This is a genomic window from Aquitalea palustris (genome assembly GCF_003693445.1).
GTDB lineage: Bacteria > Pseudomonadota > Gammaproteobacteria > Burkholderiales > Chromobacteriaceae > Aquitalea > Aquitalea palustris.
Map to the genome: position 1 here is coordinate 18,932 of NZ_RFAR01000024.1, position 20,915 is coordinate 39,846.

Consider the following 20,915-nt stretch of genomic DNA (forward strand, 5'->3'; position numbering starts at 1 on the left):
TTCCTTTTCTGGCCAGGGGCCGGGTTGGGTTACTTGGTGCCGGCGCGAGCCTTGGCGTTGGCAATCAGCGGGTTGTCACCAGCCTGCTGGTTGTCATGCTTGCTGTTGGCGGCTCGCGTGGTGGTTTCGGTACCGGCCTGCACCACAACCGGGGCGGATTTCACAAAGTCCTGGAAGGCCTTCATGTCGGTACTGCACATGGCTTGGTAGAAGTTGCGACTGGCCGGCGTGATCTTGCCGGCCGCAATCGCCTCATCCAGTACCTTGTCGACCTCGGCGGCGGCGGTGCCGGCCTGCAGCTGCTGCAGGGAATTGGCCACACGCTCGTACTCAGCCTTGGGGACAAAGCCGGTCATGATGCTGTTGGCCACCGTCTTGAGGTCCGCATCGGCAGCAGCACCGGTTGCCTGACGCAGGCTATTCATGACGGTCTGGGTCGAATTGCTGACGTCCTGCAGCGTCTTGATGGCATTCAGGGCGGCAGACAGTTTGCCGGCTGCATCCATGGCATCGCTGATGCTGATGCCAAGCTGCTGCAGCAGCTGGTCAATCGGGTCCATGCGGTTCTCCTGTGAGTTAAGGGCACGTAAAAACAGGTTGGGTTGGTTGGTTAGCCCCACGGCGACCAAGCGGACCACGCGGCCGCTGGCATCAAAATCGAAGACGGGTGACAGGTAGCGCCATTTCTTGGCCGTGATCACCTGGGCGGCATCGGCATTCCACTCAATGCGTGCCCAGGTCTCGCCATTCCTAATTTCCAGCTGCTTGATCCATCCGGCCGCCTCGGCCTTCTGGCCTGTCTGCAGGCACACCATGGTGAGGTGGTCGTAGTCGACCACCGGATCAATGCCCTTCGCTTGGTTTGCCGCAAAGTCAGCCAGTACGGCGGCGGTGTCGGTATGCCATGGTCCACGGCCATCACGGCCCTTGAACGTGCCGGCCGGAATGACCTGGCACCATTCGGGTGGCTCACCATTCGGACCCAGCGCCAAGGCGATGGAGAACGCGGCGGCGCAACTAGCCCGCAGCAGGCCATCAGGCTGCAAGCTGTTCAGGGCACGGATAACGTCTTCGGGGATGAGCTTCATGGGCTGCATTGTGCGCAGCCTGGTGGGGACAAAAACGGGGGAAAGGGTTCGGTAAATGCGCAGACTGACCAGATGCAACGGGCAGCAGGCAGTCTGAGTTAGGAATTAACACGCGTTAACGGGGGTAGACGGCGTTTTACCCCATTGCTACCGGCCCTTGGCGGTCTGCCTGCACTGCGCATGCGCCAAGGGCGGTTTATGGGGAAAGTCAGGTTTGCTGGAAATGGGTGGCCAGTATGTCCAGCAACTTGGCTTCTGCAGGATCGGCCAGGGTGCCGTCGACATCCACTGGCAGATACTGACGCATCGGAATGGTGACTTTCAGGCCACGGCCAGCCTGGCCGCCAAAGTTCTGGATGGCGGCATAGGCATCCAGGCCATTCCCCCAGGGGCCGAAGCGCAGGCTATCGCTTGTGGCGTCGTAGCTGAATGCAGCCCGGCGTAATGTCCCGTCCACCTGCAGGATGCGCTTGGCGGCCAGCCGCCTGGTGCCGGCAGCGCTCAGCTTGCCGTCCTTCTTGAAGTTCTTGCTGCCGCCATGGTTGCGCAGATAGTTGGCCAGCGTCAGCTCGGCATTGGGTGCCCAGGGCTGGCCATGCCAGTCGGCCTGATCAGCAAAGCGCTGGTCCGTCTCGGCTTTGGCCCACTCTGCAAAGTCCAGCAGTGCCGGCCGCAGGTTGTGGGCTTGGGCCAACAGTTGGCCCAGTGCCTGGCCGACACTGTCGTTGATGACTTGGATTTCGAAGCTGTTGTCACTCATAATGAATACTGGCCGTGCAGAAGTACGTGAAATATCGCATTACGTACTGCAACCCCCGTTGGCCTCTCCCAGCGGACGGGGCGTGCACACGCAGGGGGTGGCGTCCTGCCTGCACGGCTATTCTCCTCATATGATCCGCCGATACATGGCCGGGTTATTCAAATCCCGCAAATCCACATAGCCCAAAGTCGTCAGCGTATTGGTCTGCAGGGGTATCCGCTTTCCGGTCTGATCTTTGTCTTTCACGCGGTAATTTGCATTGATTACCGCCTTCATATAGCGCTGGCCATCCTGGGCTTTCCACACGACTAGGTAAACAGGCTCCGGCTGATCATTATTCACTTGCTGATAAACCCGCTCCGGCTCCCACATTCCGACGACAGTCTGCATAGCATCGTCTAGGGCAATCCGCTTGTCAGCCTTGGCCCCGGTATCACGCAGCGCATGCTTCACTTCACTGTCATCGACCGATACCACAGCCGTGGCCAGCGACTCACCCGTGGCCTGCTCAATGGAGTCGACCAGTTGCGGCGAGAGTGCACCGATATGGAAACGCTGTTTTGTCGGGCGGTAATTGGCCGGGTCCGGGTAGATCTGCTGCACCAACGGCTGCCAGCGCTCCTGAATGATCTTGTCCAGGGCGTCGATATTGTTGACAGCACTCTGGATGGCATCGGCACCGATCCGGGCCGAGGTGGTCGCGGCCTTGTCCAGGAGCAACTTGCCGACGTAGGCCTGGCCAGGGGCGTAGTCCCAGCCGAAGTCGATGCCATCGGGCACATAGACCACGCTGCCATCATCCTGCTCAACCCGTCTGGTCTGAATGACCGGCGCAGTATCCGCACCGTCCTTACCGTACTTGTCACGCAGCTCCTGCAGCGACACGGCCCGTACCGTGCACTGGCAGCCCCAGCCATTGGGCGGGTAATGGGTTTTCCACCAGGGATCGTCGGCGCGCAGGATCAGCCCGCTCCACGCCTGGTGCTGCGGCCGGGGGCGCAGTACCGAGTCGGAATGCACATAGCGCCAGTACGGCCGCACCTTCAGCATGTCCGGGTCGGTCAGTTGCTGGTAGCGTCCAGCGGCATAGCTGGTCTGCAGATTGGTCTGGTAGATGACGCGGGTACGCCAGTTGCGACCACCCTTGAAGTCCCAGCCGTGGGTAGCCACGATCTGGTCAAAGTCTCGCCGGAAATCGGCCAGCGTGCTGCCACCGGCGATGGCCTTGCCCACAGCCTGGCGCAGATCCTCCAGCAAGTCGCTGGCCATGGCCCCGGCCACTACAAAGGAGCGGTCATGCTGCGCCTTCATGATGTCGGTCCACTGCTCTGTGGAGAGGCTCAGTTTCTGCCGAAAGTAATCCAGCTGTGGTTGCCAAGGCTGTTTGAAGATCGCACTCAGCAGTGCCGCATTATCGGCCATTGCTCACCTCGTAGCGGCCCGCCAACTCAGCCAGGCTGAATGCAGTATTCATCACCCGCTGCAGCTCAGTGGTTGGCAGGTCACCAAACGCACCAGTCAGCCATGCCTGGAAGGACTCCAGATCCGGAGCGTCGGCCAGTGCCTGGCGAATCACCTGCAGCATGGCGTCCATCGGGTCAGTCGTCTTGCTGGTTAGCTGTTCCAGGAGCGGTGCCATCGGATCGGTCTGGCCCGGCTGCAAGGCATTCATTGCACGATAGCGATTCATCGCCTGCTGGGCCGGGGCATCGACCGGCACCAGAATCGCCTCGCCAGGCTTGGGGCGTTCCAGGCCGAAACGCTCATAGGTCGATTCCTGACCCAATGGCAGGCCGGCACGTACCAGGGTGTCGACCACTCCAGCCAATGCGGCCAAGTCCTCTGCCTTGTTGATCCGCAGCTTGATGGTGGGATAAGCCGACTGCACGCCCATATTGAGGTCGACCACTGGTTTGACGTAATCGCGGGATAGCGTGGCCTCCAGCTGCTTGACGTCAGCGTCCAGGATGTCTTCCCGCACCTCGTTGTGAACCTTGCCCAGGGCATAGGCACCGCCACCATCCGCGCCACCGGTATTGGTCGACAAGGTTTGGCCCAATACGATTTTGCTGGTCTGCTTGTCGAAGTACTCCGTCAGCCGGGCATAGATATCGACCGAGGCCGTCTTGTTGCCGGCGTCGACAAAGTCGATCTCCATGTTCTTGGGGATGGCAGCTGCGGCATCCGTCCCCAGGCTGCGCAGGGCCATCAGCAGGGTTTCAATGTCCTGCGGGGTAGCGGATACATCGTACTTGCCTACCCGCAGCGGCTGGCCATATGCCTCTGCGAACGTGACCCAGTCCTTGATGGCGTAATTGCTGAACAGGAAAGCCCAGCAGGCCATGCGCGCCAGGCCGCCCCGGATCAGCACGCCCGACTTGGCCTTGACCTTGTGGGTGATGAATTTGTAAGGGGCCAGCGCCTCACCATAGATATTGGTATCCGAGCGCAGGTAGAGAGTTTCCGGCTCCTCGCGCCGGATCTGCAACCAGTAGGGCTGCAGGTAGGACAGACCGACCGGCATCCACTGCTTGGCGCTGGTTTCCCAGTCGATCTCATGGACGCTGAAACCCTTACCGATGGCGTCCAGGATATCGAACAGGTTTTCTTTGATCGGGGCCAGGGCCTGCTCCACCAGCTCGGCAGCCCGCTGGCTGACGGTATCATCGCCGGCCGGCTCCACGTACAGCTCCAGGCCAACCAGGGCGCGCTTACGGGTCGACAGTTCCGAGCCGTAATGCAGGTACTTCTCTTCCATGTCCTCGGCCAGGCGCAGGTAGGCACTGGCATCCCCATTCACTGCCTGGCGCAGCATGTGGCCCAGCAGCTCCGGGTCCAGCCCATGACTCGCTGAGGCGATGATTTGACGCACCCCGGTGGTGGTCGGGGTGGCGATAGTTGTTTTGAGCAGGCCGGTATTAATCGGCTGCCCGTTGTGATCCACAATTTGCAGCATGTTTTGCACTCCGTATCGTTACCAGGTACCGCGCCCGAATCGGGCCGACATGGCCATGCTCCCGCGTGGGATGGACTTGTAGCCCCTGGTGGCCAGCGGCGCTGCATCAATCACGCGGGACGCATAGACGGCCAGCGCGACTCCGACCGCTACATCACCGTGGCGCTTGCCCTTGTCTTCACCGGTAGTGCGGGTGTCCGGGATGCGCGGTACCCCCTTGATGATCTGCACGGCGCGCATGTCGGCCAGCACATCCTTGTCCTTCGGCAGTCCCTCCAGGTCACCGTCTTCCAAGGCGGCTTTGACCGGGGGCATGTGTTCGCGGTACCAGCTTTCCGACAGCATCACCTGGTGGATGCGATCCGCCCCGTAGCGCTGCATGGCCACCTCGGCCAGATACTGGCCATTACCCCGTGCATCGAATGCACCACCGGCAAAGCCCGGCAGGTTATCCAGCAGGTGGAAGGTGATTTGCTCTTGCTGGCGGAAAGGCACATTGCGCATCTCCAGGATGAAGGGCACGCGCTTGACCAGGTTCTGCATTTCAATCAGCGGGACGTGGACCGACAAGTCACCGCTACGGGCAAAGTCCTCGCCGTCAAAGCTGCGGACACCACGTGGCAGCTTATCCAGCTCCGGCTGCAGCACCGAGTCAATCCAGTCCTGGCAGTGGCTGGCGCGGACATGGTCCGGTTCCAGTTCAAAGCCCAGCGGGCACTCATAGCGCAGCACCGGGGTGTCGGCAGACATCCGCTTTTCAATCAGCATACTGCTGAGCCAGTTGCCGCCACTGTTCTTGGGGACGCAGCCGTACTCTTCGTCGGCCGACTCGGGGTTCGGGGCATTCTTGTACAGATCGGCACGCCACTTTGCCTCGGCCTCGGCCGACCATTCTTTATTGGTGACGTAGCAGATGCGCTGGTACAGGCCATCGGCAATGGCATCGTCCAGCGTGATGCGGTGGATGCTGTAGTCACGCTTGCCGGCGCGGGCTTCCAGGATCAACTCATTGAACAGGTTCTCGACCCCGTTATGGGTGCTGATCAGCCGCACCTTGTTTCCCCACATGGTCAGGGCCAGCGCGGCCTTGAGCAGCTCCTCGAGGGACTCATGGAATGCCGCCTCATCAATCACCACGTCACCCTGCAGGCCCCGCAGGTTGGACGGCCGGCTGGACAGTGCCTGGATTTTGAAACCCGACTTGGGGAAGCGGATCATGTAGGAAAGGATTTCCTCCTGCTTACCCTCATCCCAGAATGTCTGCTCGTACACATCAGCCTTGGCCAGCTCATTGAAGGCCTTGGCGAACAGCGCGCAGGCAGCGATGTACTCCAGCGCCATTTCCTTTTTGCTGCCCACATAGAAGGTATTGCAGCCCTGACGGCGGCGCGGCCGAGCAGCCTTTACCACGTTGCGGCCAGCTTCTGCCCAGGTCAGACCCGTCCGGCGTGACTTCTCCGCGATCATGATCTGGGACTCGTCCTCAAACCAGCGCTGCTGGTAGGGCAGAAATACCGGCTGCTCGGCCGGGATGGCCTCGGCCACTTCCTGCGGCACCACCACCCCGGCCAGCTCCAACTCCTCGGCCAGGTTAATTTTGCGCGGGCTGCCCATGGCTTTTAATGGGGCTTGCTGCTGTACGGTTTCAGTCATCACTCTTTACCCAGCAGGATGCGGCGGATGCTGCTTTCCATTTGTTCGCTCATGCCATCCGACCCGCGCAGTTCTTCCAGCTTCTGCTCCTGCTCGGCCAGCAGGGACTCGCGTGCTTTCTCCTCGATGCGCGCTTGCTCTTCCAAGCGGAATTTCTTCTGGCTGTTGCTGGCCCGGCTCAAGGTGGCGATGTTCTTGGCCACCTTGGAAAGCAGGCTGATTCGGTCTTCATTAGAGACACCCTCATCACCCGCTTCCTGCAGATCAACAATGGACTCGAACAACTGAGTTTGTACTAGGGCGAGCAAGGCTTCAGAGCGGGTGTCCGTGTCATCCGATGCGCCCTGGGTCAGCAGCTTGGCCTCTTCGGTACTGGCGCGGATCGCAGCAAAGCGGCGTTCGATCTTCTGGCCATAGCGGTGGATTGCCGACTTGCTGATGCTGTAGCCCTTGTCGCGCAGCAGCTCCTCCAGTGCCTGGTAGCCACTGAAGTTGCCGTCGACCAGAGACTGGTCCAGCCAGGTACGCACCTCGGCTGGCAACATGGAAACGCTGTTGCGTGCGGCCATCTTATTTATCCCAGTACTTTTCGGGACGGGCGATACCTGGCTGGCAGTCGATGGTGTACTCAGCCAGGTCTACGCCATAGCGGGTGATGTCCGCCCACCAGCGGCCGGATGGTTCCTTGCGCAGTTTCACCATGGCGCGGTCTTCCAGATAGTCCAGCTCCTTGCGGACCTCCAGCGGAGACACATCCGGAATGATGGCGCGCATGGTCTGCTGGATCACATCCTCAGTGATCTCATTGGGCCGAGCGTTATAGGTGGCCAGCACCAGATACCAGCGGATGCTCTCGCGGCGTACTTTGGCGGTATCAATATTCATTGCTGCTGTCCTTTCAATTGGACGTTTTCGATTTTGAGGGCGAGGCTATCCAGCTTGGCCTCGATCACGGTCTGGTTGCGGACGTAGTCTTCCCGGCGCACGTACTGCAACGGCAGTTCAGCCTGGAAGCGCAGGAAGTCTTTTTCGATGCGCTGCCAGCCATCGGCCTCGCGCCGGTTCTGATCCATCAGCTCGGCAAAGCGGGTGTCCCAGTGTTTGCTAGCATCTTTGTTGGCTTCATCAATCGCCTGGAAGCGCTGATCCAGGCGCAGCTCTGCGGCCTTGTTAGCGGCATCAATGGTCTGAAAGCGCTGGTCTAGGCGCTTTTCAATCTCGCCCAGCAGCAACTTACCGAAGGTGAACACCACACCCAGGAAGCCCAACAGCAGGCCGACCAGGTACCAAAATTCAACAGTGACCGTCACCGGCTTCCCCCTCGGCGCTCAACGGCGCTCTGACAACGCGTGCAACGTAGGCCTGGTGCCGCAGCCTGGCGTTCTTGAGGAATTTCGCCCCCACAGTCGATGCAATGACTGGCTGGCGGGCCATGCGGCACCAGTGCCTGGCGTGCAGCAATGTGGCCTTCGCGCTCGTCCAGCTCTAGCTTCTGGGCACGATCAAACGGATCCATCAAAGACCCCCATCGCTCGATCTGCCCAGTACAGTGCTTCAGACAGCCGTTTTGCAGCCTCTTTTGCACACTCCGCATCACCACCAAGGCGGGCGATCTGGCCGACAACAGCCGCCAGTGCTGCGCCCTTTATTTCCAGCGACTCCATCAACTGGCCTTGCTCGTTTTGGATGGTCAGATCGGTCATTACTCACCCCACGCGTCAAACCAGGCCTGTTCAACAGACTTTCCGGCTTCATAGTCTTCACGCCAGGCATCCACATCGGCCGCGCTACCGCCTTTTTTCCGGGCATAAGACTTCAGTGCCTCATACCAGTCGTGAAAATTGCTGTTCTCTTTATTCATGGCGCGTCCTTGGTATGCAGAGTGATGAAGGCATCCAGCTGCTGCTCCAGCTTCTGGCACCACTGGCCGTAATCCGCCGAGTGCATCAGGAGGTCTGTGGGAGATAGCCCGGAGCTGGCGCTGCTGGCTTGATCGGCTTTTGCAGCATCTCCGGGGTTGGCTGCGGGCAGACCCGAATAACCTGCGCTGGCGGGGTAGCCGAGGTTTTGGGAATAGAGGCGCAGGCTTGCAGGGCCAATACCAGTCCAGCGAGGACCATCAGCTTGTACGACATGGGGAATCTCCTGTTTCAGTTGCTGCTGGGTGCGGGCGAGCTGGGCGCGGGTATCCAGCAGGGCAGCACCAACCTGGTTGGCCTGCTGCTCCAAGGCTTGCTTGTCGCGCAGGGCCGTGGCCAGCTCAGCGGCCCATTGGTCCTTGAACTTGCCCAGCTGCTTTTCGTAGTCAGCGACCAGGCCAAGACGGACTTTTTCATCCGTCTTGTTCTGGTCGGCGGCCCCGACCTCATAGCCGAGGTGATGCACCTGGTAGGTAATGAAAGCCAAGCCAGCCCCGATGGCTAGTGCCTTTGCCCATGCAGGGATAAGCGGGACAGACAGATTCATGGCGTGTCTCCTGCTGCCGGAGTGGGCAAGGCATCACGGGCAATGGCTGCCCGCTTGCTGGCCTGGGCATGCGTTACCCAAGCGGCCAGATAGAGGCCATACAGCCATTCCGTGGCGCGGCCATGCACCACCTCCCAGACCAAGGCAAAGGTGGTGGCCACCAGGGCGACCGCGATGCAGAATTTGCTCTGCGACAGACGCTGGGTAACCGGGTTGGTGAGGATGTCAGCGAGTTGCACGACGGAGGTTCCTTCTCTTGACTGCTGCGCGCCGGGCCTTGGCCACACCACTAGGACCACGATGGCCTACCGGTGCAGCCTGGTGCCCCAGCAACCGCCAGGAAAACGGCGGCTGATGGTGGGCTGCCAGTGCATGCAGCAACAGGTAAATGAGCGGCCGGTGCATTAGCTGGCAAGGACGTTCTTGGCCTGTGGCTTCATGCCGGCAGCCAGCCAGTCTGCAACGGTGAAGCCAGGGCAGGTCTTGGTCCATTCGCTGGGTTCAATCGTCCCGTCACCATTCAGGTCGGGAGACCGATCGCGGTGGCCAACCACGGGCACACCCGGATACTTGGCTAGCAGCGATTTCACCAGACTGGTCAGCGCACCCCACTGCGCGGTGCTGTACTGGTCAGTCCCCACCATGCAGATACCGATGGAGTTGGCATTGTGGCCAGCCACATGCGCGCCGATTTCATCCAGGGCGCGGCCGGTGGACTTGCTGCCATCCACGTCTAGGACGAAGTGGTAGCCGATGGCCTTGAGATCGGGGTTATAGGCGGCAATGGCAGCCGGCTGGCGGTGAAAACCGCGCTGGGCATGCCACTGGTCAATGACGGCTGCAGCCGACTTGGACGCGGAACCGAGTACTTTGCCGTTGGGGCTAGCGGCACAGTGAATGACAATCAGATTGATGGTACGGGACACGATTTTTCCTCATGCGAGACATGAGGCCAATCGTAGGGAAAGTCGGGAGGTAGACAGATTGGGAAGGGGTTCGGTAATCCACATCGGGTGCGGAACAAGGATAAGACAAGACCCCCATCCAGCTACTGTGGTGGGGGTCCGTGATTTACTTCTTACTGATGTAAATCTTGAACGGCTTGACCTTGGCTCGGATCAACTGACCATTCACATGGCGTGTCCAGCGCAAGATGAACGTTCCGCGTTCGTCTTCATAAGTCATGGCTTTTCTCCAATAGACTTGGGTTGCCATCACTTGTTTCTTGGACAATGCTGTGTTCTCTATGTATAATTCCAAGGCTACTTGTATTACACAACATTGCAGACTGCGGATGGAAAACAGTCTTGTCTAGCTGTACTTGGCGGTACTGCTAGCACCTAAAGGGGCTTGCCATGTTGGCGCATGGTAAGCCTCTGTTCTTTAGAACAAGTTCAACTGCTTCGGCAGCCCCTTCGGGAAAATTGCTTGCAAAGCTGCTGTTGCAAATACGTCTGCTTGCCATTCTGAATCTTCCTCCTGAACAGCTGCCGTATCACGTTTAAAGTGCAGTACTGGCTTGTGACTTAAGAAGATGTGCCCAAGCTCATGGAACAAAACGAACAAGGCTTCCGGATCGTTCTCTGCCATCCGCACATATAGTGTGTTCGGCATAACAATGGTCATTGTGGATGGCTCGCAAAGTGCCTCTGCAATTCCATACAACTCCCATTTTTCATCTTCGATTGGGTCTAAATCTAACGGAATGCCATGATGGGCACGTAGATTCTCAATCGCCTCAAGAACAGATATGTGCTTTTTGCTATTGAGCTGCAACAGTTTGCAGAGCCTCCTGGCATAGAACTCAATATCAGATTGGTTCACTGGGGCGACTCGCTGCCCGCGCAGAAAATACTGCTCAGAAAATTCACCACATTGCTCGCTTATCATCCATTTTTTTCCTTATCTGTTGGCGTACAAATTCTCGAAAAATTCACGAATCCTTTGCAGATCTTCCTGTGAAAAATCAGACTTTGCAAAGCCGGATACAAGTAACTGATGCTGTAAGGGCAAGCCACTGATAGATACATTCTCGTTGGCTGCATCTGCATACTTCGAGAGGTTTTCAATAGGCACACCCAAGTCTTTAAAGTATTTATCAATCTTCTCAACCCAGGGAGCGGGGATCTTGTTTCGCCCCGTTTCCATAGCACTGAGGAACGCCGGAGACGTACCCAGATCGTTCGCCATAGCCATGAGAGTCTTCTTGACCTGTCCCCGAGCTTGGCGAACCTCCTGTCCAAACTTGGTTATCTTCATAGTTGACACTCCAAACAATAAAACAACATTTTCCCCTGCAGCCATTCACGTCCGTACTGCGATGCTTCCATGAAAGGGCAGACCATTTAGATTTTTCAAATTTATGTGTTACTCAGCAACGATGGTTACATGGCAACAAATCGGATGATACATTGAAGTTTTCTACTTTTCAAGTTTTTAAGTAGAAAAGTGTTTGCATGCTCAGACTCTCAGCCTAACAGGAATGAAAAAGCCCCGCTCAGCGGGGCTTTTTCATTCACAGTGAGAGCGACTCTAAAAGAGACTTCCTTGAGTCGCGACTGGCAACAGGTCATCTGCCTTGGCCAAAATCTCTTCAATCCTGCGATCACACAGTTTGTATTTCGGCACCAACACATTATTGACAGTGGCATTATGCCCCAACTCACTGCACGACATGTCATAGTCAGCACGGATGCTGGCATCACGCAGGGCGCGCAGCGCAGCTGCGCACTTTGGCACATACAGCCTGGTATTGCCGTAGCGCTTGACCAACTTGGTCGCTGCATCGACCCCTACCGCTTCGGCCAGTGCAGCAAAATACTGTCCCTCCTGCCGAGCCGTCTTCGGGATCGGGAAGTGTGTACCACCGTAGGCATCTACCAGCTTCAGCGTTGTAGCCAGCGTCAGCATCTCAACGAGCTGGCGCGCATTGTCAGGCAGCAGGTGTGCAGCACGGGCCATTGCCATTTCGTGGTCATTGCGGTTCATGCAGGTCTCCCGTTGCGTTTTGCGTCATAGACAAGGGCGACCATCACCCCATGCAGCTGCTCGTAGTCCAGCCATTCCAGCTTTTCGATTCGATACATGCGCTTTGCCATTCCCTGGGCGTATTCCCACGACCTGCCAGCGGTGGCCAGCTGGGCCTCAATCTTGGCCATCAGGGTCTCGCGGGTATCCTTCGGCTGCGGCCGGCGGCCATGTTTTTGCGCGGGCTTTTGCATAAAGCCTAGGCGCTTCATTTCGGCCAGCACGTCATCCAGCTGCTGCAGGGTCAGCTTGGTGCTGCTGGTTTTGCCGTCGGCCAGGCGTGCCAGCATGGCGCGGTAGCTGTCATCAGCCATCTGCAGCTGCTGCTGGGCGATCTTGATCTTTGCGATCATCGCCTTGCGTCTGTCTGTCATTGTTCTTCTCCTGGTCAAACTCAATGCACGCGTGACCGGCCATGCCGGCTTTATCAGAGGACGGCACCCGCTAGTTGATCGGGGCTGGCCGGTCACGGCTGCATTGAGGGTTAAAACACGTTGCGGAGCCTGTTAATGCAGGCTCGACACCGGGTTCTAAGCAGTGGCCTCTGCGGGGGCGATCTGGATGGAGTCGCAGACCTTGCACAGATGGTTAATGGCGGTTCGGCCACTTGCCCAGGTAATGTCATAAAGCGTGATGGTCGCGGTCCAGTAGCGTTCTTCAGCACACATTTTTTTGAAGTAGCGCTTGCCTACTGCCTTCTCCATCGCTGCTTTATCTTTCTTTGGGCAAGCTGGACGGACTTGCTTGTTCAAGAATTTCTGCTCGGGATACGCCTCCTTACCTGATACCCACTTACCCTCCCAGCGACCATCCACATATGTAGCTATGCGATAGCGCATTCCCTTGCAAAGCTTCACGACCAGATCCACTTTGTGGCCATCACATAGGAGGCTTACCCGGCCCCACGGGCTAGTCAGCTTGTTAATCAATTCCTGCTTTTGTTCTTTGGTCAGTTTCATCGCGGTTTGCTGATCCATCAGTCTTCCTCCTCTTCATCCGTGCAGGGCGTAACGCTGAAGGGGAGTTTTCCCAGTTGATCCATGGCAATACGCACACCTGCCCGGATGCCCTTGGCGATATCACTGTCTCCCTTGATCTCAGCATCACCGAGCTTGAGAGTGGACTCCGGGTGATCCAGGATGAGCTGCAGATTGGCGACACGGGAGGCATGCCAGTCCTGAAGCTGTTTGGTGAACTCAATTACTGCGGGGTCGAAAGTTTGCATTGCTGTCCTTTGGCTGCTCATCAGTACCAGGCAACCACGCCTGGCAGACCGCCCTTGCGGGCGGTTTCGCATGGGTTATGGGTCCGGCTGTTCATTGATCGTCGTTACTGCTGCCTTCAGGTTCATCTGCGCCTGGATATGAAGCAGCTCACCAAGTCGCATAGTTCTCTTGTTTGTGTTGCCTGTTTCTTCCAGATAGGTTTTGCAACTCACAAGAGTCTTATTCGCTCGGCTTCCCGTTTCCTCTATCTCAATGACCACCCTGAGAATCCCCACATCACACTCCCGCCATATCAAGAGGGATGGGCTGGTACTGGTCGGTATCGCCAATGCGCTCGTACACGCGGATATAGGACTTGGAGCACTGGACCCGGACCGATTCGCTGAGGGCATTCATGGCCCGCTGCCACTTCTCGTCCTGGATTTCGAGGCGGCGCAGGCTGAGGATGCGGCCGGTGGAAATCTTTCCTTCCTTGTCCACATTGAATGCGTCATTGATCAGGGCGCGGATCTCGCTGCGGGCACCTTCGGTCCACTCATGCACGCACTCGTCAATCAGGGCCTTGGCGGCCTGCAGACCTTCATCGAAGGTGAGCGTATCGCTGACAGCGCGCTTGATCATGTAGCGGCCATCAAACGTGGTCAGCGACACATTGCCCTTTGCACCGCCGACCTTGGCCCCGTAGCGCTCACCGGACAGTTCAATGAATGCCTGGATGTCAGCAAAGACCGTGGCCTTGAACTGGGCCAGCATCTTGTTGACGTCCAGGGCCTTGTTGATGATTTCCATCACCAGGGAGTCCCTGGCCATGTCGATTTCCTTGATCGACTCAACCGGGATCAAACGGCCCTTGGCATCCTTGCGGTAGCCGTTCGGGGTGTTTTGCGTTGCGTTTTGCATTACCTGTTCCTCATTCCAACAATTCGTTTTACTTGCGCCAGCTGCTGCCGGTTTCGCTCAAGCCATTCCGGTGTCAGCCGGGGTTCTTCCTTTGCATCCCAAAACCGACTGTGTCTTGCCGGTGGCTCCGGGCCGGGAAGGACTGGAGCAGGGACTGGCGGTGCTGAGGGTGGTGTTTCATCCTCCGGGGCTGGTTCCGGCTCCGGTGGTGGGGCTACCGGCTGGGCGGCTGCATAAGCGGCCAACTCTTCCAGGTAGTCATCCCACACAATCCGCCGGGCCTTATCTGCCGCCATTCCCATACTCACCAGCCGTGCCGCTTCTGCCCGGAGCTTGGCCTTGGTTGCTTCATCCAGCTCAGTCATCGGGCTTGCATGGCCTGCGCTGTCTTGACCAAGAAAGACCCAAGCTCCAGGGCATTTGCTGGGTCGACCAGCATTTCCTGGCCATAGCCGATGATGGTGAACAAGCCGCCCATTTCCAGACGGGCCGAGACCGGCTCAATCAGGACCAGTCGCTTACGGGTCGCTTGCTCCACCGGGCTGTTGTCGGCATCGGCGGTTACCTTCAGCTTTTCTTGAGCCGGGGGGCGGATGCGGCCAACCACCTCTGCGCCGTCCTTCAGCTTTACCGGGATGTCGATTGGCGCGGTTTTGTCATCATCAGCAACCGACACCACTGGCTTTACCCAGTACCAGCGCTTGTCCTCCAGCCTGGCCAGGCCTTTTCTCTTCCAATACTGCAGAGCGGTGTATTTGGCGTTCCTGCTGCCTTGCACCTCAATCTCAGCGGGGCCAATACCTGCATCACCGGCCTTGATCAGCAGATCACGGACTTGGTCCGACACTGACTGGACTTCCTCCGAAGGGCTTGCATTGACCATCTCAACGGCCCGCTCGCGATTCACCTGGCTGCACAGGTGATACATCACCACGCTGCCAACCAAAGTGGAGTTCGACACCCCGATCTGTTCCAGGCGGTCCAGGCTTTCCTGGATGTCCTTACGCTCCAGCCCGGTTTTCTCGACCAGGGTGCCGAAAGAGGCGGCACCGGCTTCCAGGGCTTCGATCACCTTCTTCTTGGCCTCAAAGGGGAGCATGGGTGGTCTCCTGATGGCCGCTTACCAGGTTGGAAACCGAGTAGGCCAGCTCGGTCAGACCCACAGCGCCATTGCCCAGGTGGATCAGCAGCTCACGGCAGCGGTCAGCGCTTTGCAGCATCAGCTTGCTATCGAGCGTTCCGGCAAGGATGGCGCGGATCAGGTCGGCGTTTTCCGGGGTGATCAAGGCGGTATCAATCCCCAGTTCATGGCGCAGGCGCACCATTTCGTCGACGTTGGCCGGAGCCTGGCGGCCGCTTTCGTAGCGAGAGCCACCAGATTGGGTCACGCGGACGGCGGTCCAGAAATCGGCTTGACTCAAGCCCAGCTTGCGGCGCATTACACGGTAGTCACGGTTTACGGTTTTCTCGGTCATGTCGTTCTCCTGGTCATTCATCAGTTAGCGTTTTCGGTCCAAACCACACGGCAGCCATCCAGGCAGAATTGGCCTTCGCGAAAGTGGCCAATCTGGCCGAGGCCAAACCCGTAGTAAGCAGCTTGGCCCGACTCAATCAGCTGGGCGCAGCGGGCGCTGGTCTGGATCTGGACAGTGGGGCGTGACGGGGTGCTCATGTCGATGCCGACCACGGCAAAGCCGCGACGGCCCAGCTCCTGGATCACCACTTCCACTTTTTTCACGGCCTGCAGCATCAGGGCATTGATGGGCAGGAATGCAGGCACAGGGCGCTGCGGTGCGGCGGGTTGTTGCATGTCACTCTCCTTTGCTGCAGTTAACCGGGCACTGGCGGCAGGCCTGCCAATGCGCCATCTTCACGCGGTTGTGGGTGGGGGCCTTGCTGGTGGCCATCGTCTTGCACACCGTCAGCGCAATCGAATCCCCCGTGTACGGGCAGGTGACCTTGCCCAGTTCTTCCTTCACCTTTGCCAGGACCAGCTCAGTGCGGCCGGTGTATTTCCCGGCCAGCACCAGGCTGATGGTGCTGCGGGAGTAGCCAAGGGTTTTGGCTACGGCCGCCTGGCCTTGCTGCTCAACGGCCTGGCGCAAAACTTCAAGCAAATCACTCATCGTCGGCTTCCTCCTGGAACACCACTTCGGCCCAGTTCGGGTCAAAAACACGCTTCAGCCGCTGGATCATCGGCGCGCGCGGGCCGGGCTTTTTGCTGTTGATCCGGTTGTAGGGAAGCAAGCGCCAGCGGGCCGGGCTTTTCCCCCCTTTCATGGCCGGCTTGGGCTGTGGGGGCACAACCATGTCCAGGTATCCAGCAGCGTGCAGCGCCTTCAGGTAGCTGCGGGCGGTTTCCGGCTTGACCTGGTGTTCCGGGGTAGAGGCCGAGCGGGCAATCTCCAGATAGTCAAAATCCCCCTTGGCCAGGCGCATCACGCGCCACATATTGGTGGTGCCCATACCCTGGGTGACAGGCTTGCCCTCCTTGGTCAGGCGCGGGGCTTCCATCCCGATATCGCGGGCCAGCTGCCACCGCTTTTCATCGTGGCCACCACGCTTGCCAGACACGTCCTCAATAAAACCGGCACGTTCCAGCGTCTGCAGATAGGTCTTGGTGGTATCCATATCCACATCAGCCTTGTGTGCGCAGTCGATAAGGTTGAATTCCTGCAGCTTGCGGATGGCTTCCCAGACGCGTTGGCGCTTCGGCTTACCACCGGACATCTCCAGATGGGCCGGGCGGCGGCCAGGAACTTTGCGACGGGTTTCGGTCATTACGGCAGCCTCCGGGTCGGAGCTTTGCCGGTGTACAGGGCGCGGTTGCCCCAGTTGGCCAGGGTGGCAACATCCCAGCCCTCGGACAGGCCTTCTTCGCGGATCAGGTTGAGGTTGTTGCCGACACGGCGGACGGAGCCGCGTGCCTCGTCGACCAGCAGCTGCAGCAGGTCATCAGCCACCGGCATGTCCTCGCTGTAGATCGGCACCAGCTTGCGGGCATCGTCCAGGCTGACCGGCTGGGCAGGCACCCAGTCCAGCACGCGGGAGTGGAAGCGTTCCCACTTGGCCAGCTTTTGCGGCAAGGCTTCTTCGCCCACCAGGATGATGCTGGCCTTGTAGCTGTTGTCATGGATGTCGCGGATCAGCTGCACCAGGCGCGGCTTGTCGGCGGCATAGTCGGCTTCATCAATGATCAGCGGGCGGCTGCTGGCGGACAGTTGCTGGGCAACCTGGTCCAGCATGGCCGCGCCGGTCTTCTCCGGCTGGATGTCCATTTCAATCAGGATCTTCTGCAGGAAGGTCTTGCAGGTCCACTGATCCGACATGCGGACGAAATAGCCGTTGTGGCGGAGGTAAGCCTGGGTGGCTGCCTGGGTTTTGCCGAAGCCGGAAGGACCGTACAGCACAGCCATGCCATCGGAGCCGGCCGGGCGGCCCAGTAGGCGCAGGGTGGTGGCGTGCATCAAATCAACATTCGTGATGTCAGCGGTCTGGTTGGCGGGGCGACTCATGTTCTTCTCTCCTGTTTAGTGGTTGCCTGCGAGGGCAGCGTCTTGCGTATTGCGTTGCAGGTGCTTTTGCATCTGCACTTGGAAACGGGCGGTTTTCTGCCAGCCCTCGTAAAACTTGACCTTGTCTGCCGGTAGCGCCTGGCCACGCTTGGCCATCGCATCCAGTTCCAGCCATTGGCGGAACTTGGTTTCGTCGCTCTGCGGCAGGCTGATTACCGGTGCCGGAGTGGACTGGCCGAGGTGGCGCTGCACGGCGGCCGGGATCTGGGCATTCAGGCCGCGATCCACGGCATGGGTGGCAGCAGCTGCGGCACGGGTGCCTGCGGTGTTGACCGGTACAGCCGGCTTCGGCATGGCCACCAGCGTCCCGGCCTGGGCGGCGTTGTGGCGCAGAATCTCTTGCACCACGTCGTCGGTATTGACCTTGCGGGCCATGGCCTTGAGTTCGCGTTTCTGGCGGCTGACTTCGGCGGCCTGCATTTTCTTGGCCTTTTGGGCGACTTCCTGGCGATTCATGCCAGTACGCTCCGGGCACTCGGCCACGCAGATAAACTGGCCATCGTGGAAGACGTACACGCGGCCCAGATCCAGCGGATCCAGTCGCACCTGGACATCGCGGCCAACCAGGTTGATGGCCAGTTCTGGGGCAATAAACCAGGCGTCGTCGATCTTCAGACCCTTCTTCTGTACCGTGCGCTGGATGCGTTCGGCCAGCAGGACATCCAGCAAGCGCGGGTTGTCGATGCGTTCCACCGAACCCGTCCAGGACGCGGCTTTCTGGAACGGACTCATGTCCAGGGAGCCGTGGTCTCGGTTGTGGTAACGCACCAGCCAGTCATCACAAAAGGCCTGCAGTTCAGCGGCAGTCATCGTCATGTCCACCACCTCGTTCTTGGTGAACAGTCGCTCACTGAAAGCCTTGCGGGCTTCAATGGCCTTGCGGTCAGCGACGTTGTGGCCGATGTAACCCGGCAGCAGCTCCAGCAAGTCGTGGCTGAAGGTGTGGAAGAAATGCTCAATGTGCGGCTTGTGCCATGGCTGGAAGGGCGGGCACTTGGTCTGCTCGATGTCCAGGGCGCGGAACACGTCATCGACATAGACGCCCACGTATTCCTGGCCGTTGTCGGTCTTGGCCTCTTCGCACTTGCCCCAATCCAGCAGAGCAGCACGCACCAGGGCACCAACACCTACGGCGCGGGATGACTTGGCCACCAGCAGCTTGGCGCGGCGGGTCCAGACGTCGATCACGCCCAGCAGGCAGTGGCGACCATCGGCCAGCATCAGGTCAGCCGGTGTGGAGTCGAACTCCCAGCGCTGATTCAGGCGCAGCACGTCCTCAGAGGAGGAGCCTTGCGCTGCCATGTAGTTGTTCTTCCACTGGTCAGGGTTGGCAATGGCGGTGAACAGCTCGGCGTTCTGCTTCTTCCACTCATTCAGAAAGCGGCGGAAAGCGTGGTAACTCGGCACCTTGATGGAAGCATGGCCATCAAAGCGGGCTTGGGCCGCGTCTTCCAGGTGAACCGGCTTGATGTGCGGATTAGCCACCACCATGGCGACGGTGAAGTCATGCAAATCCTTCTGCACACTGATCGTGCATTTGCCTTTGCGGTGCGCGCCGTCATTGCCATCGACAAAGGCGGCCAGACCGGCTTTTTCATAGTCCGACACCCACAGTTGCAGGGTGCGCAGGGCAATGCTGTCGATCACCCCGGCTGTGGCCAGGGCCAGCTCCGGGTACTGGACCTTGTTGGCCTGCAGGTGGCCAGCATTAAAGTGGCTGACAAAAGCCTCATATAAGGCATTCGTCGGCTTCATGCCGCGCAGCTTCAGGAAGCCATACCAGGCCATCACAACGGCGCGGCGGGCTTCGAAGCGGGCTACCTGTTTAACGGTCAGGCTGGGCAGCTGCAGCAGCACAGCCTGGTCGGACTCGCGGCGGGCATCGGCATCCAGCAGGCCGATCTGGGTGCTGGGCACCTTGGAGTTCACCACCGGTGCGGCGACTGCTTTCGGATCCATCAGCTGGCTGATGCGGGCACCAGCAGCAGCGCGGGTCTTGATTGCGTTGATTGCCTCAAGCGGTAGGCTGGTGATAGCGTACTCTTGGCCACCACCAAACCCGGCGCGAGGACGTGACTCCCATTCCTCTTTCTTGGCGCGGGCCTTCACGTTCTGCTGCGTACCAGGCAATCCTGGTAACTTCATCGAAGCCAGTTCAGCTGCGCTGTAGTGTGTTTTAAGTTCGACCTGGCTCATGCCCGGCCTCCTTGTTGGGTGGGGTTTCTGCCAATTTGGGTAGAATGGCAATGCAGGCATCCAACTTGCATGTCATAAACCTTCATTGGAGAACCCCCATGGACTTTAAAAACCGTCGTCTTGAACAAGAAGCTCATAACGCTGCCTTCAACCTCTTGAAGCATGTGCTTGAGTCACAACCCGAACTGCTTCCCAAGGTTTCTGCTTCACAAAGTGGCGGTGAGGCTGTCGGCGTATTTATCAATGCGCTTTACGATGAATTGCTCATCCTTGCGAACAAGTCGCTTGAGCCGGTTTACCGTGATGTGCAGTGATCAGTTCGAAGGCTTGGATTAGTCCTTCAGTAGCCCAGCGGACTTCCATGGATGTTCCGCCTTGGCTTGCGACATAAGCCGCGACGAGTTCCGTCAGCAACTGCTGGCGGAACTTCGAATCTCTCAGCTCACCAGCTTCCAGTACGCTTTGCATGCTGCTCACCAGGGAGTTCACGAACTCAGCGGAAAAGGCAGACGCACCCATTTTTTTCTTTGCGGTTTTCATCACTTATTCCCCAAACAATTCAAGTTCCGGCTGCCCGGTTTTAATGACGTTCTCGCGGTGGTATGCCACCTGAGACAGCACCTCGTTCAACACCCCAAGGGTTTCCGGCAGATCAGACTGGCCTCGGTAAAACTGCTCCAGGAGCATCACAACCTTGCCGAAGTTGGCCTGCATTTCGCCCAGGTCACTGGCTTTGGCTTTCTTGCCAGTCGGGATGCTTACGACCAGCTTTCCGCATGCAATGGCCAGGTACTCAATGACATGGGCAGATCCGCAAAGCACCGAGAACTGCAGCAAGCGGCCGGCAGGCATCTCGCAGTCGGACACCCAGCGGGCATAAGTAGAGCGGTTGGTACCCATCAGCTCCTCCATCTGCTTGCGCGGGCGGCGGTGTGCTTTCAGGGCATTTGCTTCATCAAGATCGAAAGCCTCAGCAAGGCTTGTAGGTCTGCGGGTTTTACCGCCGTTGTTTCTCATGGCATCACTCCTTGCTCAGAGAATCTGTTTGGTGGCCATTAGGTCAGTTCG

Annotated in this window: 29 protein-coding genes and 1 other RNA gene; 1 reads left to right on the plus strand and 29 read right to left on the minus strand. The window is 58.7% G+C overall.

All coding sequences use genetic code 11. The annotated features are described in order from the left end of the window. Positions 1 to 29: 29 nt before the first annotated feature. From EAY64_RS07290 to EAY64_RS07440, 28 genes are all read right to left on the minus strand, one after another. Positions 30 to 1,088 carry a phage protease gene (locus tag EAY64_RS07290; protein ID WP_103524161.1) on the minus strand — a complete coding sequence of 353 codons (1,059 nt, stop codon included), beginning with the start codon at positions 1,086 to 1,088 and terminating at the stop codon, positions 30 to 32. Positions 1,089 to 1,296: 208 nt separating this feature from the next. After that, a complete protein-coding gene (locus tag EAY64_RS07295; protein ID WP_103524120.1) occupies positions 1,297 to 1,848 on the minus strand; it encodes a phage virion morphogenesis protein in 552 nt (183 codons plus the stop codon). Between the two features lie 126 nt (positions 1,849 to 1,974). After that, positions 1,975 to 3,159 (minus strand): phage head morphogenesis protein, encoded by a 1,185-nt coding sequence (locus EAY64_RS07300; protein WP_233566473.1) that lies wholly within the window; start codon positions 3,157 to 3,159, stop codon positions 1,975 to 1,977. Between the two features lie 100 nt (positions 3,160 to 3,259). Further along, positions 3,260 to 4,804, minus strand: coding sequence for a DUF935 domain-containing protein (locus tag EAY64_RS07305; RefSeq protein ID WP_103524122.1), 1,545 nt, complete (start codon positions 4,802 to 4,804; stop codon positions 3,260 to 3,262). Between the two features lie 18 nt (positions 4,805 to 4,822). Next, the gene (locus tag EAY64_RS07310) at positions 4,823 to 6,457 is read right to left on the minus strand and encodes a hypothetical protein (protein ID WP_103524123.1); all 1,635 of its coding nucleotides are present in this window, start codon (positions 6,455 to 6,457) and stop codon (positions 4,823 to 4,825) included. Further along, positions 6,457 to 7,026 carry a DUF3486 family protein gene (locus tag EAY64_RS07315; protein WP_103524124.1) on the minus strand — a complete coding sequence of 190 codons (570 nt, stop codon included), beginning with the start codon at positions 7,024 to 7,026 and terminating at the stop codon, positions 6,457 to 6,459. Before EAY64_RS07315 ends, EAY64_RS07310 begins: the two co-directional genes overlap by 1 nt. A gap of 1 nt (position 7,027) precedes the next feature. Continuing rightward, the gene (locus tag EAY64_RS07320; RefSeq protein WP_089084331.1) at positions 7,028 to 7,342 is read right to left on the minus strand and encodes a hypothetical protein; all 315 of its coding nucleotides are present in this window, start codon (positions 7,340 to 7,342) and stop codon (positions 7,028 to 7,030) included. Further along, complete coding sequence (locus EAY64_RS07325) at positions 7,339 to 7,767, minus strand: hypothetical protein (protein ID WP_103524125.1); 429 nt, start codon at positions 7,765 to 7,767, stop codon at positions 7,339 to 7,341. Before EAY64_RS07325 ends, EAY64_RS07320 begins: the two co-directional genes overlap by 4 nt. A gap of 192 nt (positions 7,768 to 7,959) precedes the next feature. After that, positions 7,960 to 8,160 (minus strand): hypothetical protein, encoded by a 201-nt coding sequence (locus EAY64_RS07335; RefSeq protein WP_103524127.1) that lies wholly within the window; start codon positions 8,158 to 8,160, stop codon positions 7,960 to 7,962. Continuing rightward, positions 8,160 to 8,318, minus strand: a complete 159-nt coding sequence (locus tag EAY64_RS20515; protein WP_199052400.1) for a hypothetical protein — start codon at positions 8,316 to 8,318, stop codon at positions 8,160 to 8,162. Before EAY64_RS20515 ends, EAY64_RS07335 begins: the two co-directional genes overlap by 1 nt. After that, entirely contained in the window at positions 8,315 to 8,923 is a 609-nt protein-coding gene (locus tag EAY64_RS07340; protein WP_103524128.1) for a hypothetical protein, read from the minus strand. The genes EAY64_RS20515 and EAY64_RS07340 overlap by 4 nt, the downstream gene beginning before the upstream one ends. Further along, positions 8,920 to 9,162: a DUF2644 domain-containing protein gene (locus tag EAY64_RS07345; protein WP_103524129.1), complete on the minus strand. Its 243-nt coding sequence runs from the start codon at positions 9,160 to 9,162 to the stop codon at positions 8,920 to 8,922. The genes EAY64_RS07340 and EAY64_RS07345 overlap by 4 nt, the downstream gene beginning before the upstream one ends. A 165-nt stretch (positions 9,163 to 9,327) precedes the next feature. Further along, on the minus strand, positions 9,328 to 9,849 hold the full coding sequence (locus tag EAY64_RS07350) for an N-acetylmuramoyl-L-alanine amidase (RefSeq protein ID WP_103524130.1): 522 nt from the start codon (positions 9,847 to 9,849) through the stop codon (positions 9,328 to 9,330). A 457-nt stretch (positions 9,850 to 10,306) separates the two neighbouring features. Beyond that, a complete protein-coding gene (locus EAY64_RS07360) occupies positions 10,307 to 10,813 on the minus strand; it encodes an ImmA/IrrE family metallo-endopeptidase (RefSeq protein WP_103524132.1) in 507 nt (168 codons plus the stop codon). A 12-nt stretch (positions 10,814 to 10,825) separates the two neighbouring features. Continuing rightward, positions 10,826 to 11,182 (minus strand): helix-turn-helix domain-containing protein, encoded by a 357-nt coding sequence (locus EAY64_RS07365; protein WP_103524162.1) that lies wholly within the window; start codon positions 11,180 to 11,182, stop codon positions 10,826 to 10,828. Between the two features lie 273 nt (positions 11,183 to 11,455). Further along, entirely contained in the window at positions 11,456 to 11,911 is a 456-nt protein-coding gene (locus EAY64_RS07370; protein WP_103524133.1) for a Mor transcription activator family protein, read from the minus strand. Beyond that, complete coding sequence (locus tag EAY64_RS07375) at positions 11,908 to 12,324, minus strand: gp16 family protein (RefSeq protein ID WP_103524134.1); 417 nt, start codon at positions 12,322 to 12,324, stop codon at positions 11,908 to 11,910. The genes EAY64_RS07370 and EAY64_RS07375 overlap by 4 nt, the downstream gene beginning before the upstream one ends. A gap of 156 nt (positions 12,325 to 12,480) precedes the next feature. Beyond that, complete coding sequence (locus tag EAY64_RS07380) at positions 12,481 to 12,927, minus strand: hypothetical protein (RefSeq protein WP_103524135.1); 447 nt, start codon at positions 12,925 to 12,927, stop codon at positions 12,481 to 12,483. After that, the gene (locus tag EAY64_RS07385) at positions 12,927 to 13,175 is read right to left on the minus strand and encodes a hypothetical protein (protein WP_103524136.1); all 249 of its coding nucleotides are present in this window, start codon (positions 13,173 to 13,175) and stop codon (positions 12,927 to 12,929) included. Before EAY64_RS07385 ends, EAY64_RS07380 begins: the two co-directional genes overlap by 1 nt. 7 nt (positions 13,176 to 13,182) lie before the next feature. Then, an RNA gene (locus tag EAY64_RS07390) (hammerhead ribozyme type II) lies at positions 13,183 to 13,247 on the minus strand. A 205-nt stretch (positions 13,248 to 13,452) separates the two neighbouring features. Next, positions 13,453 to 14,076: a DUF3164 family protein gene (locus EAY64_RS07400; RefSeq protein WP_103524138.1), complete on the minus strand. Its 624-nt coding sequence runs from the start codon at positions 14,074 to 14,076 to the stop codon at positions 13,453 to 13,455. Between the two features lie 361 nt (positions 14,077 to 14,437). Further along, positions 14,438 to 15,175, minus strand: a complete 738-nt coding sequence (locus EAY64_RS07410; protein ID WP_103524140.1) for a hypothetical protein — start codon at positions 15,173 to 15,175, stop codon at positions 14,438 to 14,440. Next, positions 15,162 to 15,551 (minus strand): helix-turn-helix domain-containing protein, encoded by a 390-nt coding sequence (locus EAY64_RS20520; RefSeq protein ID WP_199734406.1) that lies wholly within the window; start codon positions 15,549 to 15,551, stop codon positions 15,162 to 15,164. The genes EAY64_RS07410 and EAY64_RS20520 overlap by 14 nt, the downstream gene beginning before the upstream one ends. A 20-nt stretch (positions 15,552 to 15,571) precedes the next feature. Further along, positions 15,572 to 15,886 carry an HI_1482 family protein gene (locus EAY64_RS07420; RefSeq protein ID WP_103524141.1) on the minus strand — a complete coding sequence of 105 codons (315 nt, stop codon included), beginning with the start codon at positions 15,884 to 15,886 and terminating at the stop codon, positions 15,572 to 15,574. A gap of 1 nt (position 15,887) precedes the next feature. Beyond that, positions 15,888 to 16,202: a helix-turn-helix domain-containing protein gene (locus EAY64_RS07425; RefSeq protein WP_103524142.1), complete on the minus strand. Its 315-nt coding sequence runs from the start codon at positions 16,200 to 16,202 to the stop codon at positions 15,888 to 15,890. Then, positions 16,195 to 16,857: a hypothetical protein gene (locus tag EAY64_RS07430; protein WP_103524143.1), complete on the minus strand. Its 663-nt coding sequence runs from the start codon at positions 16,855 to 16,857 to the stop codon at positions 16,195 to 16,197. Before EAY64_RS07430 ends, EAY64_RS07425 begins: the two co-directional genes overlap by 8 nt. Then, positions 16,857 to 17,591, minus strand: a complete 735-nt coding sequence (locus EAY64_RS07435; RefSeq protein WP_103524144.1) for an AAA family ATPase — start codon at positions 17,589 to 17,591, stop codon at positions 16,857 to 16,859. The genes EAY64_RS07430 and EAY64_RS07435 overlap by 1 nt, the downstream gene beginning before the upstream one ends. Before the next feature lie 15 nt (positions 17,592 to 17,606). Further along, positions 17,607 to 19,847, minus strand: coding sequence for a Mu transposase C-terminal domain-containing protein (locus EAY64_RS07440; protein ID WP_158604633.1), 2,241 nt, complete (start codon positions 19,845 to 19,847; stop codon positions 17,607 to 17,609). Between the two features lie 98 nt (positions 19,848 to 19,945). Here EAY64_RS07440 and EAY64_RS07445 point away from each other — a divergent pair, with 98 nt between their 5' ends. Beyond that, positions 19,946 to 20,161, plus strand: coding sequence for a hypothetical protein (locus tag EAY64_RS07445; protein WP_103524146.1), 216 nt, complete (start codon positions 19,946 to 19,948; stop codon positions 20,159 to 20,161). Positions 20,162 to 20,390: 229 nt separating this feature from the next. Here EAY64_RS07445 and EAY64_RS07450 read toward each other — a convergent pair whose 3' ends face one another. Beyond that, a complete protein-coding gene (locus tag EAY64_RS07450) occupies positions 20,391 to 20,864 on the minus strand; it encodes a hypothetical protein (RefSeq protein ID WP_103524147.1) in 474 nt (157 codons plus the stop codon). Positions 20,865 to 20,915 lie beyond the last annotated feature (51 nt).